Source organism: Aestuariivirga sp., from assembly GCF_020252405.1.
In the GTDB taxonomy this organism is placed as follows: Bacteria; Pseudomonadota; Alphaproteobacteria; order Rhizobiales; family Aestuariivirgaceae; genus Aestuariivirga.
Genome location: NZ_JADCDA010000041.1, coordinates 16,164 through 37,476, shown reverse-complemented (window position 1 = coordinate 37,476; position 21,313 = coordinate 16,164). Strand labels below are relative to the sequence as shown.

Below are 21,313 nucleotides of genomic sequence, written 5' to 3'. Positions count from 1 at the left end.
CATACATGAGCCCAGCCCGTAAACTTTGCGTCTACTGCGGTTCCGGAAGCGGCCGGAATCCTGCCTATATGGCCGCCGCGCGGACGCTGGGGAAGGCCATGGCGGATACTGGGATCGGGCTGGTCTATGGCGGCGGCAGCCTGGGGCTGATGGGCGAAGTGGCCCGGTCGGTGCTGGAGAACAGCGGCCACGTGACCGGCATCATCCCCGAGTTCCTGGCCAACCGCGAGCGCATGCTGACAGAGGTGAACGAACTCGTCGTCACCGCCGACATGCATGAGCGCAAGATGACGATGTTTGCCCGCTCCTCCGGCTTCGTCGCCCTGCCCGGCGGCCTGGGCACGCTGGAGGAGCTGGCCGAAATCTCCACCTGGGCGCAGCTCGGCCAGCACCATAAGCCGATCATCCTGTGCAATATCGAGAATTACTGGCAGCCGCTGGTGACTCTGTTCGATCACATGCGGGCCGAGCGCTTCATCCGCGAGGGGCTGGAATTCGGCATGGACGTGGTGAAGCGCGCCGAGGACGTGGTGCCGGCCTTCGAACACCGGCTCAAGACCACGGCCGAACCGGCGCCCGATCGGCCGCTGCTGAACAAGATGTAGTCACGTCCGTGGGCATCATCTTGCCGCAAAACCGGTTCCCGGTTTTGCGGATCATGCCCAGTCCGCTTGGCGGCGCTTCCAGTCATCGCGGATCGCGGCGGCGGAGAAGATGGCGAGAGCGGCCCAGATGATGATGAAGGACACGAGCTTCAGCGGGCTCATCGGCTCGTGGAAGATGAACACGGCGGTGAGGAAGACCAGCGACGGCGAGATGTATTGCAACAGGCCCGCCGTCGAATAACGGATGCGGCGGATCGAGGCGGTGAACAGGATCAGCGCCGCCGCCGTCATGGCGCCGCAGCCCATGAGCATCAGGGTGGAATAGGCATCGGCGCCGAAATGCGCCTGGCCCCGTGACACCAGCCACCATTCGGCCATCAGCAGCGGCGGCGTGACGATGGCGGTCTCGACCAGGAAGCCCTGGGTGGGGCCGACCGGAATGGTCTTCCGCAGGAAGCCATAGAGGCAGAAGGTGGCGGCGAGCATGAGGCCGAGCCACGGCACATGGCCCAGCGCCCAGGCCTGAATCAGCACCGCGACAGTGGCGAGGGCCAAGGCAAGTTTCTGGGCCATGGTGAAGCGCTCGCCCAGGAAGAGATAGCCCATCACCACATTCAAAAGCGGGTTGATGAAATAACCGAGGCTCGATTCCAGCGTGCGGCCCTCCTGGATGGACCAGACATAGAAGCCCCAGTTGAAGACGATGAGGCCGGCGGTGAGAGTGAGGATGGCGAGGTGCTTCGGAGTCCTCACCGCGCGCCAGACGTCGCCCCATTGGCCCATATACCAGACCACGGCGGCGGCAATGGGCAGCGCCCACACCCCGCGGTTGACCGCAATCTCGATGGGGGAGATGTAGCGGATCTGGCCGAAATAGACGGCCATGCCGCCCCACACGAGATGCGCGCCGATGGCCAGCAGAACGCCGGTTTCGGCGCTGCTCAGCGCGCGGGAGGCGGGCTTCTCATGGGTGGCGGTCATTGGGGCCGTTTAGACCCCTCTGACGGTGTTGCGCAAACCCCGGCAGGGCCTTGGCCGCATGTGCAGGGCGCATGACTTAAGCCGCGGAGACACCCTCGCGCACCAGCTTGTAAACCAGCGCGTCGGACAGCGCCTGGAAGGAGGCGTCCACGATATTGGGGGACACACCGACGGTGAACCAGCGGTTGCCCTTGCCGTCGCGGCTCTCGATCAGCACGCGGGTGGTGGCCCCCGTGCCGCCGTTCAGGATGCGCACCTTGAAGTCGGCAAGCTCCATGTCGTCGATGAAGCGCTGGTACTTGCCCAGGTCCTTGCGCAGCGCCACGTCCAGCGCGTTGACGGGGCCGTTGCCCTCGCCGGCATTCAGGTAGACCTGGCCGTCGACCTTCACCTTGACCACGGCTTCCGACACCATCTCCTTGTCGCGCTCCTCGACGATGACGCGGAAGGACAACACGTCGAAATATTTTGGCACGCTGCCGAGCGCGCGGCGGGCGAGGAGTTCGAAGGAGGCGTCCGCCCCGTCATAGGCATAGCCCTGCGCCTCGCGCTCCTTCACGTCACGCAGCAGACCGTCAAGGCGTGGGTCATCCCTGGAGACTTCGAGGCCGGTGCGCTGGAGCGCCGCGATGAGGTTGGACTTGCCGGCCTGGTCGGACACCAGAACCTGGCGGCGGTTGCCGACCGATTCTGGCGGTACGTGCTCGTAAGTCTCCGGCTCCTTGGCCAAAGCAGAGGCATGGATGCCCGCCTTGGTGGCGAAGGCGCTCTTGCCAACATAGGGCGACTGCTTGTTGGGCGAGCGGTTGAGCAACTCGTCAAAGGCGCGCGAGATGTGGGTGAGGCGCTTCAGGCGCTCCGCATCGATGCCCGTCTCGAAACGTTCCGCGAAATGCGGCTTGAGAACCAGCGTGGGGATGATGGAGACAAGATTGGCATTTCCGCAGCGCTCGCCGATGCCATTGAGCGTGCCCTGAATGTGGCGCACGCCCGCGTCCACGGCGGCCAGTGAATTGGCCACCGCCTGTTCGGTGTCATTATGCGCATGGATGCCGAGATGACTGCCGGGCACGCGGCTGGCGACGTGGCGCACGATGGCGCCGACCTCGGAGGGCAGCGTGCCGCCATTGGTGTCGCACAGCACCACCCAGCGGGCGCCGGCTTGGTAAGCCGTCCCGGCGCAGGCCAGGGCATATTCGGGATTGGCCTTGAAACCGTCGAAGAAATGCTCGCAGTCGATGAGCACTTCCTTGGCCGAAGCCTTCGCGGCCTCGACCGTCTGGCGGATCGACTCAAGGTTCTCCTCGTTGGTGCAGCCCAGCGCCACGCGCACGTGATAATCCCACGACTTGGCCACGAAGCAGGCGGCCTTCGACTTCGCCTGCAGCAGCTGCTGGAGACCGGCATCGTTGGAGACGGAGCGCCCTGCCCGCTTGGTCATTCCAAAGGCGGTGAAGGTGGCGCGGGTGTTGCGCTCGGCCGCGAACAGCGCGGTGTCGGTGGGGTTGCCGCCGGGATAGCCGCCCTCGATATAATCGACGCCCATTTCGTCCAGGAGGCCCATGACGACGAGCTTGTCCTCAAGCGAAAAGTCGATGCCCGGCGTCTGCTGCCCGTCCCGCAAGGTCGTGTCGAACAGGTAGATGCGTTCGCGGGCCGGGTTTTGGTTACTCATGACACGTGTCCTGCACTGTTGCCGTCATCCCGGCGAAAGCCGGGACCCCGCTTTGGGCGGCAACCTGGCGGAAAGCTGGGCCCCGGCTTTCGCCGGGGTGACGGAATTTGGGGGTGATCGTCGGCGAGGACACGGGAGAAGAATACGTCACCGCTTCACCTCCCAGCTCGTCGTGCCGTCCTTGTCATCCTTGATGGCGATGCCCATGCCTGCGAGCTGGTCGCGGATACGGTCGCTCTCCGCCCAGTTCTTCGCCTTGCGGGCGTCGAGCCGGGCGGCGATGAGGGCTTCGACGAATGTATCGTCAACCGCATCGCCACCATGGGGTGACGCGAGATTGCCGGTGAAACCGAGCGCCTTCAGCGTTTGACCGAGTTCATTCTGCGCACTTGGGCGGTCAAGCGCATGAAGCCCGGCTATGGCCTTGGGCGTGTTGAGATCATCCGACAAGGCTTCGAGCACGGGCGTAGCGAAGCCCCCCTGCTCCGCATGCAGGGTGCCGACGTTATTGAAGAAGCTTTCCAGCGTGCGCCGACTTTCCTCCAGGCTCTTAATCGTCCAGTCGATGGGTTGCCGATAATGCGTGCGCAGCATGTTGAATCGCAAAACTTCACCCGGCCAGTCGGCCAGGAGCTCGTTGATGGTGAGGAAATTCCCCAGGCTCTTCGACATCTTCTGGCCTTCGACTTGCAGAAAGCCGTTGTGCATCCAGATGTTCGCCATCACCGGCGTGCCGAAGGCGCAGCGGGTTTGGGCGATTTCGTTCTCGTGGTGCGGGAAGATGAGGTCTAGCCCGCCGCCATGGATGTCGAAGACTTCGCCCAAGTAGCGGTTGCTCATGGCGGAGCATTCGATGTGCCAGCCGGGGCGGCCGCGGCCCCATGGGCTGTCCCAGCCGGGCTCGTCATCAGACGAGAGCTTCCACAGCACGAAGTCCGCCGGGTTCTTCTTGTGCGCATCGACCGCGATGCGGGCGCCGGCCTGCTGGTCCTCGAGGTTGCGCTGCGAGAGGCGGCCATAGTCCGGCATGGAGTCGACGCTGAACAGGACCTCGCCCGCCGCCTGATAGGCGTGGCCGCGCGTGAGGAGCATCCCGATCAGCGTGATCATCTGCGGGATGTTGTCGGTGGCGCGGGGCTGCACGGTGGGCTCAAGGCAGCCGAGCTTTGCCACGTCCGCGAAGAACTGGTTCGCCGTCTTCTCCGTGACGTTCCGGATCGCTTCATTGAGCGGAAGATTGGGGAAGTCGCGCAAGGCCCGTGCGTTGATCTTGTCGTCGACGTCGGTGATGTTGCGGACATAGGTGACATGGGCCTCGCCATAAACCTGGCGGAGCAGCCGGAAGAGAAGATCGAAGACAATGACCGGCCGCGCGTTGCCGATATGGGCGAAGTCGTAAACCGTGGGCCCGCAGACATACATGCGCACGTTTTGTGGGTCGCGCGGGACGAACTCTTCCTTGGTGCGGGTCAGCGTGTTGTAGAGACGCAAAGACATGTCGGTTCTCAGGCTTGCCGACCCGGGTACGCTTTGTCTTGGATTTAGGTCAAAGGGCGCCCTGCCAGCGGTTTTCGGCTAGCTGCAAATAATGCCGCAAATGGCGGCGATGGCGGGGCGGTGGATCATTTCGGACCGTAACATGCTTCAGGAGGGGCTTGCGGTCAAGGGTTTGGGCAATTTGCGGGCGAGCCATGCCGTTTCCGCCCTACCGGCGCAGGCTTCACATGGTTAATGCTCTCGTCTGGAATCAGGGCGGGGCCGTGGCACATTTCGGAACGAGACAGACGCCGGAGCGGGGGCAATGACCCACGCCGAACACCGGCAGCACCGGAACGGACTGCTGCTCGTCGCCGCAGCGGCGCTGTGCTGGTCCACCTCGGGCCTGTTCGTGCGGAGCATCAGCGCTGACCTGACAACCATGCTGTTCTGGCGCGGCATCTTTTCCGGCTGCGCCGTCTTTGCGCTGTTCCTGCTGATGGAGCGCGGGCGGAGCCTCTCGATCCTGCGCCGCTTGCGCTGGCCGGCGCTTGCCGTGGCGCTGCTCTCCGCCGTCGGCATGATCACCGGCATCGCGTCGCTGCGCTACACCACAGTAGCCGATGCCATGGTGATCTACGCCACCGTGCCCTTCATGACGGCGGCCCTCGCCTATGTGGTGATCGGCGAGAGGCCCTCACGCTCCACCCTGATCGGCAGCACCGTGGCGCTCCTGGGCGTGGGCGTGATGCTGTGGGGGGCGAGGATGGGCGGCAGCCTGTTCGGCCAGTTCCTCGCCGTGCTGATGACGCTGTCGATGGCGGGCTTCACCACCATCATGCGCAAATACCGCGACGTGCCGATGCTGCCCGCCATGGCGGCCTCCGCCTGGATATGCTCGCTTGCCTGTTTCTGGTTCGCAGCACCCATGTCGATCAGCATTCACGACTTCTGGCTCTGCGCGGCCTTCGGAATCGTGCAGAATGCGGCCGGGCTGGCGCTCTATACCTTTGGATCGAGGCGCGTGCCGGCGGCGGAGGCGACATTGCTGGCCGCCCTCGAAGTGCCGTTTACGCCGCTCTGGGTCTTCGTGTTTCTGGGGGAGACGCCGTCAGTGCAGACGCTGGTGGGCGGCGGCATCGTGCTCGCCGCCCTGTTCATGCACATCGTCTCCGAGTTCCGTCGCAGGCCCGCCGCAATGGCGATGCCGGCGTCGGTTTAGGACACCGACCTGGCGGTCTGGCCGAAAAGCACCTTCTTCTCCTCATCCGTCATCGGCTTCTGATAGGATGGGTTCGCCGCGGCATAGACCTTGGCCACGGCGGGGCGCGCCCTGATCGCCTCGAACCAGCGCTTGAGGTTTGGGAAGTCGTTGAGGTCCTGGCTGTAGCGCTCGTAAGGAACGACCCAGGGGTAGGACGCCATGTCGGCGATCGAATAGTCGCCCGCGAGGAATGGCCGGTCGGCAAGGCGTTTGTTCATGACGCCATAGAGGCGGTTCACTTCCTTGGTATAGCGCTCGATGCCGTAGGGGATTTTCTCAGGCGCATAGATGGCGAAGTGGCCTGCCTGGCCGGACATGGGGCCAAGCCCGCCCATCTGCCAGAACAGCCATTGCAGGACTTCCACCCGCCCGCGCAGGTCCTTCGGAATGAAGAGCCCGGTCTTTTCCGCAAGATAAAGCAGAATGGCGCCGGATTCGAACACCGAAACGGGCTTGCCGCCATCGGCGGGGGCGGTGTCGATGATGGCCGGCATGCGGTTGTTGGGCGAGATCGCCAGAAAATCCGGCTTGAACTGGTCACCCTTGCCGATGTCGACCGGGTGAATGGTGTAGGGAAGACCCGCTTCCTCCAGGAAGATCGTGATCTTGTGACCATTCGGTGTTGGCCAGTGATAGAGTTCGATCATCGGCGCTGCCTTTCTGTAATTGGCTCGATTACCGAATTAGGCACAGGAGACCGGACCTTCAAGGAGAGTTTCTGCTCCTGCAGCCATTTGCTTGGGCTTGCACCCTTCACCCGCAAAAACTCACGATTGAAGTTGGATTTTGTGTTGAAGCCGCTCTCGAGCATGGCGGTGGTGACCGTTTGCCCCGCGAGCAACAGTGCACACGCTTCGTCGATACGCCGCCGGTTGATGTAGCGCGAGACGTTCTCGCCGGAGGTCCTGTTGATTGCCGCCGAGAGTTGCTTTGCGGGAACCAGAACCCGGCGTGACAGCCGATCCAGCGTCAGATCCGGATCCTTGAAGGGCTTGTGGGTCGCAAGATAGGCGTCAAGCGTGGCGAGGATCGAACGATCCCGGTCAGCGTCAACCGGCGTCGGACTGATCGTCTCCTGCGGTTCATCCCGTTGGCTTTCCATGGACTGCGACAGGCCCAGCACGCCGAGACTGAGAAGCGACAGCGACGAAAGAAGGCTCGGCAGCCAATACAACGCCACCGAAGACCCCCGGGAAAGTCCGAAGGCTATGGCGACATCGCATGCCGCCGAGGCGATGAGGGACAGCGCGATGATGCGCCAGGCAAGGAGCGGTATGCCGCCGCTCTGCAGGCGGCTGTGCGGCAGGCTGACCTCGCCGCTGCCGAGGCGAAGCAGCATCGCGGCGCCATAGGCTGCAAAACTGAGAGGAATCAGCACGTCGAGCAACATCGGGATCGTGACGAGAACGAGAATCGCCAGGACCGGACCAACGGCGTGCAGCGCCCAGCGTCGAATTCCGCCATCATCTCCGGCCGCATGTGCAAAGGCAATCCAAACGGCTGGGGGAACGACGGTAGCTCCCAGCACCTGCAGCGGCTTGAGCTCCATGACGCCATAGTACTGCACGAGGGACAAGATCGCGCTTTGGAAGGAACAAATCGCGACGAGCGCCAGCAGAGACGGGTGGGTCTCCCGCAGGACGAGGCGGTAAATCAGGAAGCCCGCCAGAAGCAGGGCTATGAACATCGGAACAGGCAGGACGGGCATCAAGGACTCTCTGGAGCAGCGTCAGCACTGTCCATTTAGGTCCTTTTTCCCGTTCCGCGCGTCCTTTTTCCGGTTTGAGGTCGTCCCGGCGGGGCCAGCCATGGATCATCGGCCTTGCAATCCAACGAAAGGACCCGCCATGAAACGCTCCCTGCTTGCACTCGCCCTCCTGGCCTCAGTTTCGGCAACCGCGGTCGCGGAACCGCCTGGCCTGATCACCCGAGATATCTCAGCGCCCCATCATGGGCGGGCGATGGATATCGCAGTCTGGTACCCAGCCGAAAACGGACAGGAGACGACCTTTGCCGAAAGCCCCGTGTTCAAAGGTGGTCCGGTCCGTGAGGGCGCAGCCCCCAGGGCTGGAAAGCATCCCGTCGTTCTTCTCTCTCACGGCATGGGGGGCAGCTTTTTGAGCCTGAATTGGCTGGCGACGGGGTTGGTATCCCATAACGCGGTGGTGATTGCAGTGAACCACCCAAATGGGTCCTTCCATGACAGGCACCCGAAGAAGATGTTCGATCACTGGACCCGCGCGCAGGATCTCGAGGTAGCGTTGGAGGACGTCCTCGCCGACAAGACCCTCTCTGCGGTCATTGACCCCTCACGGGTCTATGCCGCTGGTTTCTCCTTCGGCGGCTGGACGGTGCTGTCGCTTGCCGGTGTCAGAGGCAGGCTGGAGAACAGTTTATCCTACTGCGCGGACGCCCCCAAACGCGCGACCCCCTGCACAGATCTCTCGACATTCGGTGTCAACCGGCAACAGACAAACCATGCCGCATGGTCAGCGAGTTACAAGGACGCGCGCATCCGCGCGGTGGCGGCTATCGACCCCGGCCTCACACACGGGCTTACACCGGATGATGTCCGTGACGTCGATCAGAAGGGTTTGCTGCTGATCGGCCTTGGTCAGGGCGAGGACCGCCTCTATGCGACCGACACAAGCGACGACGGATCTGGCTTCGAAGCGCTGGTGCCAGGCGCCAAGGTCGAAAACCTGGTGCCCGCCAGCCATTTCACGGCCATGCCCATCTGCAAGCCCGAAGGGGCACACATTCTCGTCAAGGAAAAGGATGACCCTGTCTGCACTGACCCGGCGGGTGGCAACCGGCAAGACGTCCATGACAGAATCATCGCCCTGGTGGCCCAGCACTTCGGACTCGACTGACTACGGGCAGTGAGGCGGCGAAACCTTACTCCGCCGCCTCAACCATGTCATCGTCGTCCGGTTTCGGGCGGGAGGCCATTTCCTTTTTGATTTCCTCGGCAACGAGGAAGGCCAGTTCAAGGGCCTGGGCCGCGTTGAGGCGCGGGTCGCAGAAGGTGTGGTAGCGGTCGTTCAGGTCCTCGTCGCGGAGTGCGCGCAAGCCCCCCGTGCATTCGGTAACGTCCTTGCCGGTCATCTCCACATGGATGCCGCCAGCATGGGTGCCCTCCGCCTGGTGCACGCCCATGAAGCGGCGGACTTCGCCCAGCACCGCCTCGAAGGGACGCGTCTTGTAACCGCTCGTCGACTTGATGGTATTGCCGTGCATCGGGTCGCAGGACCAGACAACGACCTTGCCCTCGCGCTTCACGGCGCGAATGAGATCCGGCAAATGCTTCTCCACCTTGTCGGCGCCGAAGCGCGCGATGAGGGTCAGCCGACCCGGCTCGTTCTCGGGGTTCAGCGCATCGATGAGGCGGATGAGTTCATCCGGCTTCAGCGAAGGGCCGCACTTGAGGCCAATGGGGTTCTTCACGCCGCGCATGAACTCCACATGGGCATGGTCCGGCTGGCGGGTGCGGTCGCCGATCCACAGCATGTGACCTGATGTCGCGTACCAATCCCCGCTCGTCGAATCGACACGGGTCAAAGCCTGCTCATAACCCAAGAGCAGCGCCTCGTGGCTGGTGAAGAAATCGGTGGTGCGGAGCTGCGGCGCGGTATCGGCATTGATGCCGCAGGCGCGCATGAAACCCACGGCTTCGGTGATGCGGTCCGACAGCTCCTGATAGCGCTCATAGGCGGGCGAATCCTTCAGGAAATCGAGGGTCCATTTATGGACATGCTCAAGGTTCGCATAGCCCCCCTGGGCAAAGGCGCGGAGCAGATTGAGCGTGGCGGCCGACTGGCGGTAGGCCATGATCTGGCGCTCCGGGTCCGGCCGCCGGGATTCGATTGTCGCCTCGGCACCGTTGACAATATCGCCGCGGTAGATCGGCAGCTCCACTCCACCGATCGTCTCGGTGGGCGAGGAACGTGGCTTGGCGAACTGGCCGGCGATACGGCCCGCCTTCACCACCGGCTGGCCGCCGGCGAAGGTGAGCACAACCGACATTTGCAGGAAGACGCGGAAAAAGTCGCGGATGTTGTCGGCCGAATGCTCGGCGAAGCTCTCGGCGCAATCGCCGCCCTGCAGCAGGAATCCCTTGCCCTCGGCGACGCGGGCAAGCTTGCGCTTCAGCTTCCGGGCCTCGCCGGCGAAGACCAGCGGCGGGAAGCCCGCGAGCTGCTGTTCCACGGATTGGAGCTTGGCCAGGTCCTGGTAAGCGGGCACCTGCACGACCGGGAAATTCCGCCAGCTGTCAGGTGTCCAGTTTGTCATCATTTCGTTTACTCCAGTTCTACAAAAGGGATTGGCCCTAACCAATCCAAAAACTGTCTTTGCCAATACACTGCCTGCTGGAAAGGTTCCAGCCTGTGCTGATGGCCCGGAGGGGCAATGCTGAGGGACTATTATTTTGCGAGATGGGACCAGGCATATGAGGTCCTTGCCGCCGGCCATCCACCGATGTACGTCCGTCTCCTGGCGCTGAACGCATTATTTCTCGCCATTTATGCCTTCCGCAGAGTCTCCGGTGCCCGGCCCATGCCGGTGGCCTCCGCCCTGTTCGTCCAGTTGGCCGCAGTGGCCGCCAGCATTGTCGTCCTCTACCAGCGGGAAGTGCAGAACTATCTGATCTCTCTCATGGACCGGCTTTGAGGAGTCCTGAAAAGGCGGCCTTCGCCGAGCCATAAGGCTGCTGCAGTTCAACGTTCCAATAGCGAAGGCTGACAAGCGGAATCGGATCGCCCGTTGCGGCGCAGCGCACGAACTCCCCTTCCCGAAGGACCCGGAAATCGGCATCAAGGTAGCGGATTACCGCCTCTTGGCGAGGCTTATTCGTTTCGAGACTATTCATGGAGCGGAATCTAGCCGGATTTGTGCCCATTTGAAGGCGCCGAAACCTTGGACAAAGCCGGTCCGATGCGCTTAGGTTCAACGCCATGAGCGAAAAATCCAGCCACGAACAGCTCCTCGACACCTATGCCAAACTCGCTGTGCGCACCGGCCTCAACCTGCAGAGCGGTCAGCAGCTGGTGATCACGGCGCCGCTCGATGCGGTGGCATTGGTGCGCCGCATCACCGAGCACGCCTATAAGGCCGGGGCCAGCCTCGTGACCACGGTCTACGCCGATGACGAGACCACCCTTGCCCGCTATCAGCATGCCCCAGAGGACGCTTTCGACGTGGCGCCCGCCTGGCTGTTCAACGGCATGGCAGAGGCCTTCCGCGGCGGGGCCGCGCGGCTGGCCATTGCCGGCGAGAACCCGGCCCTGCTCGCGGGGCAAGACCCGGACAAGCTGTCACGCGCCAACAAGGCGCGCTCCATGGCTTATCGCCCGGCCCTCGAGCTGATCACCGGCTTCGCCATCAATTGGTGCGTGATTGCAGCGGCAACGCCTGCATGGGCCCGGTCGGTGTTTCCCGGAATTCCCGGGGCCGAGGCCATGGACCGTCTGTGGCGGGCGATCTTCACCTGCACCAAGGCCGACCTGCCGGACCCGGTCGCGGCCTGGGAAAGGCACAACGATGACCTGCGCCGCCGCACCGAGTTCCTGAACCGGCGGCGCTACCGCGCGCTGAAATACGCAGGACCCGGAACCGATCTTATGCTCGGCCTTGCGGAGGAGCACAACTGGAAGGGCGGCGGCGGCAAGGCGCTGAACGGCGTGTTCTGCAATGCCAACATTCCGACCGAGGAGGTGTTCACCGCGCCCCACAAGGACATGGTGGAGGGCGTGGTGCGTTCCTCGAAGCCGCTGTCCTATCAGGGTTCGCTGATCGACGGCATCCGCGTGCGCTTCGAGCGCGGAAAGATTGTGGAGATGACGGCGGAGAAGGGTCAGGATGCCTTTCGCAGTCTCATCGACACGGATGAAGGGGCGGCGCGGCTCGGCGAAGTGGCCCTCGTGCCGCATTCCTCGCCGATTTCGAGGAGCGGCCTGATCTTCAACAACACGCTGTTCGACGAGAATGCCGCAAGCCACATTGCGGTGGGCCAGTCCTACACCGAAAACATCCGCGACGGCTCCACGCGCTCCAGGGAAGAACTCGCGGCGCTGGGCGCCAATTCAAGCCTCGTGCATGTGGACTGGATGATCGGCTCTGGCGATCTCGACGTCGACGGCATCCTGGCGGACGGCACATCCGAGCCGCTGATGCGCAAGGGCGAATGGGCGATCTGATGCGCTACAGAAACTGGCCTTGCCGGGGGCTGTCTTCGCGCACCTTCACCTCGCCATCGGCGAATTCAAGGCGCAGCGTTTCCCATTGCTTGACATCTGCCGCGGCGTGCACGGGCTTGCCCTTGTCATCGCGCACCAGGGCGAAGCCCCTGCGCAGCACCGATTTGTAGGACAGCGTGCCCACGAGCTTCGCCAGCCCGTCAAAGCGCTGGCGCTGGAAGGCGACGAGACGTGACAAGGCCCGCGCGGCGCGCCTTCCCGAAAGTTCGAGCGAGCGGCGCTCATTGGCGATCATGGTCCGCATGGGGGCCAGCGTAAGGCGCGGCGCAACGCGGCCGAGGCGCGCGGTCTGCTCGCGCGTGTTGGCCTTCAGTGCCCGGAGGAGGCGGCCCGAGGCGGAATCGAAGCGCTGGCGGACCAGGGCGAGCAGTTCGTCGGGACGGGGCAAGGCGCGGGCGGCGGAGCGAACACGGGTCTGGCGCTCGTCCATGTAGCGGCTGAGGCCGCCCTGCATGCGGGCATCGAGGCGGGCCACCTCCGCCACGAGGTCGGCGCGCACCGGAACGGCCTTCTCGGCGGCGGCCGTGGGAGTTGGCGCGCGGAGGTCGGCGGCATAATCGATCAAGGTCGTATCGGTCTCATGGCCGATGGCGGAGATCAGCGGGATGGCGCTGGCCGCGGCGGCGCGCACCACGATTTCCTCGTTGAAGCCCCACAGGTCCTCCAGCGAGCCGCCGCCGCGGGCGACGATGATCACGTCCGGCTTCCGCGCCATGCCGTTGAATCCTGCGATGGCGGCGGCCACTTCCGCCGCGCAGGTCTCGCCCTGCACGCGCACCGGCCAGACCATGACGTGGCGCGGAAAGCGGTCGTTGAGGCGGTGGAGGATGTCGCGGATCACAGCGCCGGTGGGCGAGGTGACGACGCCGATGAGTTCCGGCAGGTAGGGAATGGGCCGCTTGCGCGCGGCATCGAACAGGCCTTCGGCCGCGAGCTTCTTCTTGCGCTCCTCCAAGAGCGCCATCAACGCGCCGGCGCCGGCGGGCTCGACCGACTCGATGACGATCTGGTAGGCGGACTTCATCGCATAGGAGGTGATCTTGCCGGTGGCGATGACCTCAAGCCCCTCCTGCATCCTGGAGCGCAGCCGGTTGAAGCTGCCGCGCCAGATCACCGCATCGAGCTTGGCGCCCTCGTCCTTGATCGAGAAATAGCAATGGCCGGAGGAGGAGGGCCCACGATAGCCCGAAATCTCGCCCCGCACGCGCACATGGCCGAAAGCGTCCTCCAGCGTGCGCTTCAGCGCATTGGCAATCTCCGAGACCGAATATTCCCCGGCATTGGCGCCGCCGGTCTCGATGATCTCGCCGGTTTCCGGGTCATGGTCCCAGATCGTGGACATGGCACATTCCGCGCTTTGATTCATGCGCATCAAATGCGAGAAGGCGGGCGAAAGCAAGGACGGGTGTGGCCATGAACATTCTTCTGATCGGGTCCGGCGGCCGGGAACATGCGCTGGCCTGGGCGATTGCGGCGAGCCCGCTCTGCGACAGGCTGTTCGTGGCGCCCGGCAACCCCGGCATCGGCCAGATCGCCCGCAACCTGGCCCTGAACGTGATGGACCATGCCGCCGCCATCGCCTTCTGCCGCGACGAGACCATCGGCCTCGTCGTGGTAGGCCCCGAGGCGCCGCTTGTGGCGGGGCTGGCGGATGACCTTGCCGCCGCCGGCATCAAATGCTTCGGGCCGAAGAAGTTTCCCGCCCAGCTCGAAGGTTCCAAAGGCTTCACCAAGGACATCTGCGCCACATACGGCATTCCCACCGCGGCCTATGGGCGCTTCAAGGACAAGGCAGCGGCACTTGCCTATCTCGACCGGCAAGGCGTGCCCATCGTCATCAAGGCGGACGGGCTTGCGGCGGGCAAGGGCGTTGCCGTGGCGATGGACATGGGCGCGGCGCGCGCCGCCATCGAGGATATCTTTTCCGGCAGATTCGGCGGGGCAGAATGCGTGATCGAAGATTTTCTCGAAGGCGAGGAGGCAAGCTTCTTCGTGCTCAGCGACGGGCGGAACGCCCTGCCGCTCGCCACCGCGCAGGACCACAAGCGCGCGGGTGATGGCGACACAGGCCCCAACACCGGCGGCATGGGCGCTTATTCCCCTGCCCCCTGCATGACGCCCGCACTCTGCGATGAGGCCCTCGAAAGGATCGTCAAGCCCACAATCCGCGCCTTGCGGGAGATGGGGCACCCATATGTTGGCGTGCTCTATGCCGGACTGATCCTGACCAAGGACGGCCCCAAGCTCATCGAATACAACTGCCGCTTCGGCGACCCGGAAGCCCAGGTGCTCATGATGCGGCTGAAGGACGATCTCGTCACCCTGCTGCTCGCTTGCTGCGACGGCACGCTGGACAAGGTGTCGGTGCGCTGGCTTGACGACGTGGCGCTCACCGTCGTCATGTGCGCGAGGGGCTATCCCGGCGAGGTGGTGAAGGGCGCCGAGATCCGCGGCCTCGAAGGCGCGTCCGCCATGGAGGGGATCGAAATCTTCCATGCGGGCACGGCGGAGAAGGATGGCCGGATCGTGGCCAGTGGCGGACGCGTGCTGAACGTGACGGCGCGCGGCGCCACGGTGCGCGAGGCGCGCGACCGGGCCTATGCCGCCGTGGACCGCATCGACTGGCCGGAGGGCTTCTGCCGCCGCGATATCGCCTGGCGGGCGCTGGCACGGGAGGAGCGGCAGTGATTCATGGCTTTCCGCAGACCCACGCCATGTGGCACAAGGCGGCGCCCGCGCTGATGCAGCGCTTCACCCGCGTGATGCCGGACCTGCTCTGTCTCTTTGTTTGGCCGCTTTTTCGACGGTCAACCGCTGTCCGCTTGACCTGAAAATGCTGTATGGCCATTCCTCCTGCCCGGAGAACGATACGAAGAACGACGCCTGTTCCAGGCGCGCCATGGCGCAGGACATGATGGCGCTGATGAGGAGCCCAGGGCACGACCGCTTTGCTGTGGCGGGCCATGACGGTGGCGCAGGCATTGGCTATCGCATGGCGCGGGGTCATCCTCAAGCCGTCTCCTGCCTCGCCGTGCCCGACATCGTGCCGACCCATGCGATGTGGCACAATTTCACCGTCCGGCTGGCGATGAGGGCCTGTCACCGGCTGTTCCTCGCCCAGCCGCATCCGCTCGATCCCCTGGCCCCCGGACTTGGCGGCATCGACAAACCGCAAGGCTGTGTGGCGCGCCAGATCAGGCGCTGGAGCGGGCAATATCGCGCGTCCGAGACCCGCGCGGGTGTCGCTTCGCTGCTGGGGCGCGAGCGGGACCTTGGCGTTCCAGCCGTCGACAGCTACATTGAGGGCTGTCGCCGCCGCACCGGGCGGATCGGCTTTGCTGAGCTTTCGATCCATATGGCTTACGACTTTTTCCGTCTCGCGGCGATCCTGCAGGGCATTCTGGGCCGGGTTCGGGACGGCAGCGCGGCCAATGCGGATGCAGCGGCCGTGGCGCGGCAGGTGCGGCCGCTGGCCGAAACGGCATGGTGCTTCGCACGCAAGGCGGGCGCATGAGCGAGCCATCGATTGGCCTTGCGCTGGGCGGCGGCAGCGCGCGCGGACTTGCGCATATTCCGGTGCTGGAGGTGTTCGACGAGCTGGGCATCAAGCCGAAGGTGATCGCCGGTTGCTCCATCGGCGCGCTGCTGGGGGCGGGTTATGCCGGGGGCCTGACCGCGAAGGAGATCCGCGAGCGCGCCGAGCTGCTGCTGTCAGGCCGCATCGGGGCGCTGAAATTCGCCTTCGGGCAGAAGCGGGTCAATCCCTTCGAGCTCCTGGCGCTGCGCGGCCTCGCTTCGCTGCATGTGCATGGCGAGAAGCTCGCCTCGCTGGTGCTGCCGGAAACCTTGCCGGAGATGATCGAGGACCTGGCAATCCGCTTCAAGGTGATCGCCACCGACTTCGATGCGATGGAGGAACGCGTCATCGAACGCGGGTCCCTGGTGAGGGCGTTGGGCGCCTCGATTGCCATTCCGGGCGTCATCCTCGGCCCGCAATATGACGGGCACAGCTATGTCGATGGCGGCGTCACCAATCCGGTGCCGTTCGACCATGTGCGCGACGGCGTGGACATCGTGGTCGCCGTCGACGTCACCGGGCGGCCGCGCGAAGCCAGCCGCAGGAACCGCACCAACATGGATCTGGCGGTGGGGTCCATCCTCATCCTGTTCAACCAGGTGGCCAGCCTGCGGCGGCAGATCAGCCCGCCGGACATCTATGTGCGGCCGGCGATCGACTCGTTTTCCGCCGGCGACTACTTCCGCATCGGGGAGGTGCTGGAGCAGGCCCGGCCGGCGAAGGACCAGCTGAAGCGGGAACTCGAAAAGCGGCTCAGGGCCGCCTCGACTTGAAGAAGTCCTTCAGCATTGCCTTTGCCCGCTCACCGCCCAGCCCGCTGTAGACGTCCGGCGCGTGGTGGCAGGTGGGCTGGCCATAGAAGCGGACGCCGTGCTCCACCGCCCCCATCTTTTCGTCTCCCGCCGCGAAATAGAGGCGGCGGATCCGCGCGAAGGAGACCGCCGCCGCGCACATGGCGCAGGGTTCGAGCGTGACGAAGAGATCGTAGCCGGCGAGGCGCTCGGAGCCGAGGACTTGGGCGGCGGCGCGGATCGCCAGCATCTCGGCATGCGCGGTGGGGTCCCTCAGTTCCAGCGTGCGGTTTCCGGCCCTTGCGATGACGTTGCCCGCCTTGTCGGCCACCACGGCGCCCACGGGAACCTCGCCGCGCAGCGCGGCGGCTTCGGCCTCCTCGAAGGCCGTCGCAAGGGGGGCTGGCAGATTCAGTCGCATCGTGCCAATTGGGGCATTGATGAGTGACGGGTCAAGATGAGCGAATTCGAGGGGGAACGCATCGCCAAGGCGGTCGCGCGGGCAGGCGTCTGCTCGAGGCGCGATGCCGAGCGGCTGATCGGCGAGGGCCGGATCAAGGTGAACGGCAAGGTGCTGGCCTCCGCCGCCACCAATGTCACGGCCCGGGATGTGATCCTGATCGACGGCCAGCCGCTGCCGCGGACGGAGGCGACCAGGCTGTGGCGCTATCACAAGCCGGCGGGCCTCGTCGTCTCGAACCGCGATCCGCAGGGGCGGCCGACCGTGTTCGAGAAGCTGCGTGAGCAATTGCCGCGTGTGGTCTCCATCGGGCGGCTCGACATCAATACCGAGGGACTGCTGCTGCTGACCAATGACGGCGCGCTCGCCCGCTTCCTCGAACTCCCCGCGACGGGCTGGACGCGGAAATATCGCGTGCGCGCCTTCGGGCACATCGGCGAGGCTTCGCTCAGCAAGCTCGCGAAGGGTGTGGAGGTCGAGGGCGTGCGCTATGGCCCCATCGAGGCGCGGATCGAGCGCGTGCAGGGTGACAACACCTGGCTGACGATTGCCATTAAGGAAGGCAAGAACCGCGAGGTGAAGCGCATCTGCGAGCATCTGGGCCTGCAGGTGAACCGGCTGATCCGCACCGCCTTCGGCCCGTTCCAGCTGGGCGAGCTGCCACGCGGCGGCATCGAGGAGGTTCCGGCACGGGCGATGAAGTCCTCGATCGGGGAAAAATTCTTCAAAAAGGAAGATGATGCGCATCGTCGGCGGAAAGTTCAAAGGCCGTAGCATCGCGCCGCCGTCCGGCCCGGCGACGAGGCCCACCACCGACCGCGTGCGGGAGTCGGTGTTCAATATTCTGGCGCACGGCGTTGAGGGGCTCCCGCTCGGCGGCATTCGGGTGCTGGACCTGTTTGCCGGCACGGGCGCCATGGGGCTTGAGGCCGTGTCGCGCGGCGCGCGCTTCTGCCAGTTCGTGGAGGACAGCGCGGAGGCGCGCGGGCTGATCCGCAAAAACGCCGATGCGCTCGGCGTGATCGGGCTCGTGAAAATCTGGCGGCGCGATGCGACCTCGCTCGGCCCCTGCCCGCCGCAGCCGCGCTTCGACCTCGTCTTCGCCGATCCGCCATATGGCAAGGGGCTGGGCGAGAAGGCGCTGGCTTCGCTCATGGCCGGAGACTGGCTCAACCCCGGCGGCACCGTCGTGCTGGAAGAGTCGCAGAAGGCCGAGGTCAGGGACATTGCCGGGCTCGCACTGATCGGCGCGCGCGACTATGGCGACACCAAGATAAGATTTTACAGGAGAGACTGACGTGAAGATCGCGAAGCTTGAGACCTTCTGCAACGAGTTCGTCGGCTTCGTGCGGGCGACGGCCGACACCGGCCATCAGGGATGGGGCCAGGTCTCGACCTATAATTCCGACATCACCTGCGAAATCTTCCACCGCCAGGTGGCGCGCCACGCGCTGGGTGCCGATGCGCTGGACTTTGCCGACACGCTGGCCCTCATCGGCGAGCGCGAGCACAAATATCCGGGTTCCTATCTGCGCCGCGCCATGACGGGGCTCGATACGGCGCTTCTCGACCTGCGCGGCAAGCTGGAAGGAAAGCCCGTCACCGTCCTGCTCGGCGGCACGCCGGGCAAGCTCCGCGCCTATGCCTCCTCGATGAAGCGCGATATTACGCCCGCGGACGCAGCGAGGCGCCTGTGCCGCCTGCGTGACGAGAAGGGCTTCGACGCCTTCAAGTGGCGCGTCGGCTCCGAATGCGGGCGCGACAGGGACGAGTGGCCCGGCCGCACCGGGGAAATCGTGCCCACCGTTTCGCGCGCGCTGGGCGATGGCGTGGCGAAGCTCGTCGACGCCAACAGCTGCTATTCGCCGAAGCGCGCCATCGAGGTGGGGCGGCTGCTGGAGGCCGAGGGCATCTCTCACTTCGAGGAGCCCTGCCCCTACTGGGAATTCGCCTGGACAAAGGAGGTGACGGATGCGCTGTCCATCGACGTCACCGGCGGCGAGCAGGATTGCGAGTTCACGGCCTGGGAAACGATGATCGGCATGCGCGCGGTGGACGTGGTGCAGCCGGACGTCATGTATCTGGGCGGCATGCTGCGCACGCTGCATGTCTGCAAGATGGCCGAGAAGGCCGGCCTTCCGGTGACGCCACATGCGGCGAACCTGTCGCTTGTCACCATGTGCACCATGCATTTGCTGAGGGCCATTCCGAATGCCGGCAAGTATCTCGAATTCTCGATCGAGGAGGCGGATTATTATCCCTGGCAATATGATCTGTTCCTCGGCGAGCCCTACCGGATCGAGGACGGCAAGGCGACCGTCACGGAGGCGCCGGGCTGGGGTGTCGAGATCAACCCGGCCTGGCTCGACAAGGCGCAGTACAAGGTGAGCGAAGTCTGAAGTCAGCTAACCCTTTTTACCGTCTCCCGAACAGCTTTTCGATATCCGCCAGTTTCAACTCGATGAAGGTCGGTCGCCCGTGGTTGCATTGGCCGGAATTGGGGGTCGCTTCCATCTCGCGCAGCAGGGCGTTCATTTCCTCGGGGCGGAGCTTGCGGCCGGAGCGCACGGAGTTGTGGCAGGCCATGGTTGCCAGCACGTGATTGATGCGGTCCTCAAGCCCGGTGGCGACACCGAGTTCGGCGAGCCCGTCCGCCACATCGCGAACGATGCCGGAGACATCCGCACCGCCGATGGCGGCGGGAACCTCGCGGATGATGACAGCGCCATCGCCGAAGGCTTCGAGAACGAGGCCTCCCCGGGCCAGCATCTCCGCGGCCGCGGCGAGGCGTTCGACTTCGACCGGATCGAGATCGACGACCTCGGGCACCAGAAGCGGCTGGGTTTCGATGCCCCTGTCCGCGCGTTCCCGCTTCAGGCGCTCATAGACAAGACGCTCGTGGGCGGCGTGCTGGTCGACGAGGACGAAGCCGTCCATCGTCTGGGCAACGATGTAATTGTCATGGATCTGGGCGCGCGCCTGGCCAAGAGGATAATTGGGCTGCGCGGCGGCAGGCTCCGGCATGGGGGCTGATGCCGGCGGCATGGCCATGGCAAGCGCCGCCTGCTTCTCCTCCTCATCGAAGCCGCGGTGGTTGAAGGGGCGCGGCATGACGTTCCGGAAGGACGAGAGGGTCTGGCGCGACAGCCGCGTATCGGGGGCGCGCCTGCCCGCCAGCGCATCGCGAATGGCGCTGACGATGAGGCCGCGCACCAGTCCGCCGTCGCGGAAGCGCACTTCCGCTTTTGCCGGGTGCACGTTCACGTCCACCCGCTCCGGCGGGCAATCGAGAAACAGCACGAGGGCGGGGAAGCGGCCAGATGGCAGCACATCGGCATAGGCGCCGCGGATGGCGCCGGAGATGAGCTTGTCGCGCACGCTGCGGCCGTTGACGAACATGTATTGCTGGTTGGAATTGGCGCGTGCCGCGGTGGGAAGGCCGGCATGGCCGCGCACCCGCACGCCTTCGCGCTCAAGTTCGAAGGATACCGCATTCTCCATGAACTCCGCGCCGAGGATGCGGCGGATGCGCGCCTCCTCGCCCTCATCCTTCAGCACGTCGACCAGGCGGCGCTCCTCGGTGACGAAGGAGAAGCCGGCCTCCGGATGGGCCAGCGCCATGCGGCGCACGACCTCGGCCGCTTCGACCGTTTCGGTGCGGTCGGCCTTGAGGAACTTGAGCCGCGCAGGCGTCGCGAAGAACAGATCCCTCACGTCGATCTCCGTGCCAAGCTTGAGCGCCGCGGGGCGCGGCGGCGTGAGATGGCCACCCTCCACCGTGATCTGATGGGCAACGCCGCCACTGCGCGGCCGCGAGGAAATGGCCAGCCTGCTCACCGCCCCGATCGAGGGCAGCGCCTCGCCGCGGAAACCGAGGAAGCGGATGTCGATCAGGTCGTCATCGGCGAGCTTCGAGGTGGCATGGCGTTCGATGGCAAGCGCCAGGTCATCCGGCCCCATGCCGATGCCGTCATCCGAAACGCGGATCAGGCTCTTGCCGCCGCCGCGGAAGGCGATGTCGATCTGGCTGGCGCCGGCATCGATGGCGTTTTCGACAAGCTCCTTCACCACGCTCGCGGGGCGTTCGATCACCTCGCCCGCCGCGATGCGGTTCACCGTTCCTTCTGAAAGCCGCCGGATTCGCATCGGGCCAGCTTAGCGCATGTTCCGATGAGGCCGGGAGGCGAAAACTGCATCTGTCTTCTGCCCACAGCCGCCGGGCACCGG

Annotated in this window: 21 protein-coding genes; 11 read left to right on the top strand and 10 right to left on the bottom strand. The window is 64.9% G+C overall.

Annotated features, from left to right (window positions below; translation table 11 throughout):
• Window positions 1-5: 5 nt before the first annotated feature.
• Window positions 6-605, top strand: a complete 600-nt coding sequence (locus tag IOC69_RS07650) for a TIGR00730 family Rossman fold protein (RefSeq protein WP_290542954.1) — start codon at window positions 6-8, stop codon at window positions 603-605.
• A gap of 51 nt (window positions 606-656) precedes the next feature.
• Here the strand turns inward: IOC69_RS07650 and rarD are convergent, their stop codons facing one another.
• From rarD to cysS, 3 genes are all read right to left on the bottom strand, one after another.
• Window positions 657-1,586: an EamA family transporter RarD gene (rarD, locus tag IOC69_RS07645; protein ID WP_290542953.1), complete on the bottom strand. Its 930-nt coding sequence runs from the start codon at window positions 1,584-1,586 to the stop codon at window positions 657-659.
• A gap of 76 nt (window positions 1,587-1,662) precedes the next feature.
• On the bottom strand, window positions 1,663-3,261 hold the full coding sequence (gene cimA / locus IOC69_RS07640) for a citramalate synthase (RefSeq protein WP_290542952.1): 1,599 nt from the start codon (window positions 3,259-3,261) through the stop codon (window positions 1,663-1,665).
• 147 nt (window positions 3,262-3,408) lie between these two features.
• Entirely contained in the window at window positions 3,409-4,758 is a 1,350-nt protein-coding gene (cysS, locus tag IOC69_RS07635) for a cysteine--tRNA ligase (RefSeq protein ID WP_290542951.1), read from the bottom strand.
• 304 nt (window positions 4,759-5,062) lie between these two features.
• Between cysS and IOC69_RS07630 the strand changes: the two genes are divergently transcribed.
• On the top strand, window positions 5,063-5,959 hold the full coding sequence (locus IOC69_RS07630; RefSeq protein WP_290542950.1) for a DMT family transporter: 897 nt from the start codon (window positions 5,063-5,065) through the stop codon (window positions 5,957-5,959).
• Here the strand turns inward: IOC69_RS07630 and IOC69_RS07625 are convergent.
• Window positions 5,956-6,648, bottom strand: a complete 693-nt coding sequence (locus tag IOC69_RS07625; RefSeq protein WP_290542949.1) for a glutathione S-transferase N-terminal domain-containing protein — start codon at window positions 6,646-6,648, stop codon at window positions 5,956-5,958. The two genes, IOC69_RS07630 and IOC69_RS07625, sit on opposite strands and share 4 nt — an antisense overlap.
• On the bottom strand, window positions 6,645-7,709 hold the full coding sequence (locus tag IOC69_RS07620; RefSeq protein WP_290542948.1) for a helix-turn-helix domain-containing protein: 1,065 nt from the start codon (window positions 7,707-7,709) through the stop codon (window positions 6,645-6,647). Before IOC69_RS07620 ends, IOC69_RS07625 begins: the two co-directional genes overlap by 4 nt.
• Window positions 7,710-7,848: 139 nt before the next feature.
• Here IOC69_RS07620 and IOC69_RS07615 point away from each other — a divergent pair, with 139 nt between their 5' ends.
• On the top strand, window positions 7,849-8,874 hold the full coding sequence (locus tag IOC69_RS07615; RefSeq protein ID WP_290542947.1) for an alpha/beta fold hydrolase: 1,026 nt from the start codon (window positions 7,849-7,851) through the stop codon (window positions 8,872-8,874).
• A 25-nt stretch (window positions 8,875-8,899) separates the two neighbouring features.
• Here the strand turns inward: IOC69_RS07615 and IOC69_RS07610 are convergent, their stop codons facing one another.
• Window positions 8,900-10,297 carry a class II 3-deoxy-7-phosphoheptulonate synthase gene (locus tag IOC69_RS07610; RefSeq protein ID WP_290542946.1) on the bottom strand — a complete coding sequence of 466 codons (1,398 nt, stop codon included), beginning with the start codon at window positions 10,295-10,297 and terminating at the stop codon, window positions 8,900-8,902.
• 183 nt (window positions 10,298-10,480) lie between these two features.
• Between IOC69_RS07610 and IOC69_RS07605 the strand changes: the two genes are divergently transcribed.
• The gene (locus IOC69_RS07605) at window positions 10,481-10,672 is read left to right on the top strand and encodes a hypothetical protein (protein WP_290542945.1); all 192 of its coding nucleotides are present in this window, start codon (window positions 10,481-10,483) and stop codon (window positions 10,670-10,672) included.
• Here the strand turns inward: IOC69_RS07605 and IOC69_RS07600 are convergent.
• Window positions 10,656-10,871, bottom strand: a complete 216-nt coding sequence (locus IOC69_RS07600) for a DUF2093 domain-containing protein (protein WP_290542944.1) — start codon at window positions 10,869-10,871, stop codon at window positions 10,656-10,658. The two genes, IOC69_RS07605 and IOC69_RS07600, sit on opposite strands and share 17 nt — an antisense overlap.
• Before the next feature lie 85 nt (window positions 10,872-10,956).
• On the opposite strand from IOC69_RS07600, the gene IOC69_RS07595 reads away from it, so the two are divergent.
• On the top strand, window positions 10,957-12,198 hold the full coding sequence (locus IOC69_RS07595) for an aminopeptidase (RefSeq protein ID WP_290542943.1): 1,242 nt from the start codon (window positions 10,957-10,959) through the stop codon (window positions 12,196-12,198).
• A 4-nt stretch (window positions 12,199-12,202) separates the two neighbouring features.
• On the opposite strand, the gene xseA is transcribed toward IOC69_RS07595, so the two are convergent.
• Window positions 12,203-13,600, bottom strand: a complete 1,398-nt coding sequence (xseA, locus tag IOC69_RS07590; protein WP_290542942.1) for an exodeoxyribonuclease VII large subunit — start codon at window positions 13,598-13,600, stop codon at window positions 12,203-12,205.
• Between the two features lie 71 nt (window positions 13,601-13,671).
• Here xseA and purD point away from each other — a divergent pair, with 71 nt between their 5' ends.
• The 3 genes from purD to IOC69_RS07575 all read left to right on the top strand — a co-directional run bounded on the left by purD (window position 13,672) and on the right by IOC69_RS07575 (window position 16,608).
• Window positions 13,672-14,946, top strand: a complete 1,275-nt coding sequence (gene purD / locus IOC69_RS07585; protein WP_290542941.1) for a phosphoribosylamine--glycine ligase — start codon at window positions 13,672-13,674, stop codon at window positions 14,944-14,946.
• A 145-nt stretch (window positions 14,947-15,091) separates the two neighbouring features.
• Window positions 15,092-15,772, top strand: a complete 681-nt coding sequence (locus IOC69_RS07580) for a hypothetical protein (RefSeq protein ID WP_290542940.1) — start codon at window positions 15,092-15,094, stop codon at window positions 15,770-15,772.
• Window positions 15,769-16,608, top strand: a complete 840-nt coding sequence (locus IOC69_RS07575) for a patatin-like phospholipase family protein (protein ID WP_290542939.1) — start codon at window positions 15,769-15,771, stop codon at window positions 16,606-16,608. The genes IOC69_RS07580 and IOC69_RS07575 overlap by 4 nt, the downstream gene beginning before the upstream one ends.
• Here the strand turns inward: IOC69_RS07575 and IOC69_RS07570 are convergent.
• Window positions 16,589-17,047 (bottom strand): nucleoside deaminase, encoded by a 459-nt coding sequence (locus tag IOC69_RS07570; protein WP_290542938.1) that lies wholly within the window; start codon window positions 17,045-17,047, stop codon window positions 16,589-16,591. The two genes, IOC69_RS07575 and IOC69_RS07570, sit on opposite strands and share 20 nt — an antisense overlap.
• Window positions 17,048-17,083: 36 nt before the next feature.
• On the opposite strand from IOC69_RS07570, the gene IOC69_RS07565 reads away from it, so the two are divergent.
• From IOC69_RS07565 to IOC69_RS07555, 3 genes are read left to right on the top strand one after another with little or no spacing between them, the layout of a single operon-like run.
• The gene (locus tag IOC69_RS07565) at window positions 17,084-17,860 is read left to right on the top strand and encodes a pseudouridine synthase (protein ID WP_366935505.1); all 777 of its coding nucleotides are present in this window, start codon (window positions 17,084-17,086) and stop codon (window positions 17,858-17,860) included.
• Complete coding sequence (rsmD, locus tag IOC69_RS07560) at window positions 17,826-18,383, top strand: 16S rRNA (guanine(966)-N(2))-methyltransferase RsmD (protein WP_290542973.1); 558 nt, start codon at window positions 17,826-17,828, stop codon at window positions 18,381-18,383. The genes IOC69_RS07565 and rsmD overlap by 35 nt, the downstream gene beginning before the upstream one ends.
• Window position 18,384: 1 nt before the next feature.
• The gene (locus tag IOC69_RS07555; RefSeq protein WP_290542937.1) at window positions 18,385-19,485 is read left to right on the top strand and encodes a mandelate racemase/muconate lactonizing enzyme family protein; all 1,101 of its coding nucleotides are present in this window, start codon (window positions 18,385-18,387) and stop codon (window positions 19,483-19,485) included.
• A gap of 16 nt (window positions 19,486-19,501) precedes the next feature.
• On the opposite strand, the gene mutL is transcribed toward IOC69_RS07555, so the two are convergent.
• The gene (mutL, locus tag IOC69_RS07550; protein WP_290542936.1) at window positions 19,502-21,232 is read right to left on the bottom strand and encodes a DNA mismatch repair endonuclease MutL; all 1,731 of its coding nucleotides are present in this window, start codon (window positions 21,230-21,232) and stop codon (window positions 19,502-19,504) included.
• Between the last annotated feature and the right edge of the window lie 81 nt (window positions 21,233-21,313).